3 protein-coding genes are annotated in these 2,405 nt (G+C 73.9%); 2 read left to right on the forward strand and 1 reads right to left on the reverse strand.

The window, feature by feature from the left end; genetic code table 11:
- On the forward strand, window positions 1-1,092 hold a 1,092-nt coding region (locus tag HMPREF3159_RS11645; RefSeq protein ID WP_168165428.1), incomplete at its 5' end, for an MMPL family transporter.
- A 67-nt stretch (window positions 1,093-1,159) separates the two neighbouring features.
- Here HMPREF3159_RS11645 and HMPREF3159_RS11650 read toward each other — a convergent pair.
- Window positions 1,160-1,813, reverse strand: coding sequence for a MarR family winged helix-turn-helix transcriptional regulator (locus HMPREF3159_RS11650; RefSeq protein WP_083305928.1), 654 nt, complete (start codon window positions 1,811-1,813; stop codon window positions 1,160-1,162).
- A gap of 136 nt (window positions 1,814-1,949) precedes the next feature.
- On the opposite strand from HMPREF3159_RS11650, the gene HMPREF3159_RS11655 reads away from it, so the two are divergent.
- On the forward strand, window positions 1,950-2,303 hold the full coding sequence (locus HMPREF3159_RS11655) for a cupin domain-containing protein (RefSeq protein ID WP_070501161.1): 354 nt from the start codon (window positions 1,950-1,952) through the stop codon (window positions 2,301-2,303).
- Window positions 2,304-2,405 lie beyond the last annotated feature (102 nt).

Consider the following 2,405-nt stretch of genomic DNA (forward strand, 5'->3'; position numbering starts at 1 on the left):
GGCGGCTGGGGCCGCGTCGCCGCGGCGGTGCGCCGCCGCCCGCGCCCGCTGTGGATCCTCACCGCGGTGTTCCTGGGCCTGGCCTGTCTGGGCGTCACCCAGCTGCAGGCCTCGGGCGTCGCGCAGTCCGAGCTCGTGCTCACCGAGTCCTCCGCCCGCGACGGCCAGGTCGCGCTCGGCGAGCACTTCCCCGCCGGCGCCGGCTCGCCCGTGCAGGTGATCACCGCGCAGGAGGACCTCGAGGAGACGGCCGAGCACCTGCTCGCCCAGGACGGCATCGACGCGGTCACCGTCGCCACCGCCGACTCGCCCAGCGGCTCGGCTCCGGTCACCGCCGAGGGGATCCGTCCCGCCGGTCCGCCCGGTGCGCCGGTGCCCGAGCCCACCGCGGTCGACGGGCAGGTGCTGCTCCAGGGCACCCTCACGGAGGCCCCGGACTCACGGGCGGCGGAGGAGACCGTCCGGGCGCTGCGCGCCGATCTCGCGGCCGACGGGCCCGCGGCGCTGGTCGGCGGGGTGACCGCCACGGCGATCGACACGAACGACGCCTCCGTCCACGACCGCGCGCTGATCATCCCGATCGTGCTCGCGGTGATCCTGGTGATCCTCATGCTGCTGCTGCGCGCGATCCTCGCGCCGGTCCTGCTGATCGCGACGACCGTGCTGTCCTTCGGCACGGCGATGGGGATCTCCGCCCTGCTCTTCGACCACGTGCTCGGCTTCCCCGGCGCCGATCCCGCGGTGCCGCTGTTCGGCTTCGTGTTCCTGGTCGCCCTCGGCATCGACTACAACATCTTCCTCATGACCCGGGTGCGGGAGGAGGCGCTGCGGCACGGCACGGCCGACGGGGTGGTCCGCGGCCTCGCCGTCACCGGCGGGGTCATCACCTCCGCGGGGCTGGTGCTCGCCGCGACTTTCGCCGCGCTCGGCGTGATCCCGATCCTGTTCCTCGCCCAGCTCGCCGTGATCGTCGCGCTCGGCGTGCTGCTGGACACCTTCGTAGTGCGCACGCTGCTGGTGCCGGCGCTGGTGCTGGACCTGGGGAAGGTCGTGTGGTGGCCCTCGCGCCTGTGGCGCGAGGGCGCGCGCTGACCCGCGACGATACTCCGCGATCGACGTCCAGGGGCCCGACGTCCGCAGTCGCGGGGCCGGCGCGCGGTCAGCCGCGGCGAGGAGACGGCCGCTGCGGGGCCGGTGACCGCGTCACCGGGGAGAGCAGCGCGTCGGAGGTGCTCTCCGCGTCGAGCACCCCCGCGATGCGGCGGAGGAAGGCTGCGACCTCGCCGCGGGCATCCTCGGGCACCTGCTCCGCCGCCTCCTGCATCCGCGCGTGCAGGCCGTCCAGGCGCTCCCGGACCTGCGTGTGCCCGTGGTCGGTCGCGACGACGACGCTCGAGCGGCGATCGTGCGGGTTCGGGACACGCTGCAGGTGCCCCGAGGCGGTGAGACGGTCCAGCAGCTTCGAGCTGGAGGCGCCGGAGATCCTGAGCAGCCGCGCCAGGCCCAGCGGGGTCAGCGGCTCCCCGTGCCGCTCGTGGGCGATGACATGGCGCAGCGCGGCCAGGTCGGTCGTGTTCATGTCCATCCCGGCGCTCATCCGTCGGCGCATGTCGCCGTGTGCGGCCTGGTAGGTGAGCACGTCGATCGCGGAGTCGTGCTCGGGGTACCAGTAGCCGTCGGGGTGCTCGCCCCCCGCCTCTGCCGTCGCCTCACCCGACGCGTCGGCGCCGCGTGCCGTGTCCGCTGCGCCGGCCGCGTCCCGACGCGCGGTCCCGTACCGTCGCGACTCCTGCGCGTCGCCCGCTTGGTCCATCCCAGGATCGTAGCGTCCTGCGGGCGGGGGACGTCCGCGCGGTCATCGCGGCCGACCGACCGGGTGCAGGGCATGACCTTCCGCTCTTCGTGGACGATACTGGCAGGACGGATCCGTCAACGAGGAGGAGGCCGTCATGGTCGCTCTCACACCCGTCATCACCCGATCCATCGATCTGGCGCGGAGCAGCGGCGCAGGATTCCATGCCGAGCCGGTGGTCCGCCGGGGCGCGCTCCAGCAGACGGTCCTCGCGCTGACCGAGGGCACACGGCTGACCGAGCACGAGGACGTGGTGCCCGCCTCCGTCTACCTGATGCACGGCGCTCTCCGGGTCGAGGCGCCACAGCCGTTCGTCATCCAGCAGGGCGAGCTGCACGAGCTGCCGGACCTACGCCGCGCCGTCGTCGCCGTCGAGGACACGGTGATTCTGCTGACCGCCGCGACCGAGGGCGGGACCGCGCTGCACGAGTACGTGCTCGCCCCGGAATGAGCGCCGAGGACGGGGCGCTCGCCGTCTACGTCGGCGAGCACGCCTGTCGCGCGCTGGACGGGATCTTGCGGGACGGCGCCGAGCTGCCCGTGGAGATCGTGC

It is taken from the genome of Brachybacterium sp. HMSC06H03 (assembly GCF_001807385.1).
In the GTDB taxonomy this organism is placed as follows: Bacteria; Actinomycetota; Actinomycetes; order Actinomycetales; family Dermabacteraceae; genus Brachybacterium; species Brachybacterium conglomeratum.

Bases quoted from the DNA above. Each gene is read 5' to 3' on its own strand.
- HMPREF3159_RS11655 (WP_070501161.1), top strand. From the start codon at position 1,950: ATGGTCGCTCTCACACCCGTCATCACCCGATCCATCGATCTGGCGCGG.
- HMPREF3159_RS11650 (WP_083305928.1), bottom strand. From the start codon at position 1,813: ATGGACCAAGCGGGCGACGCGCAGGAGTCGCGACGGTACGGGACCGCG.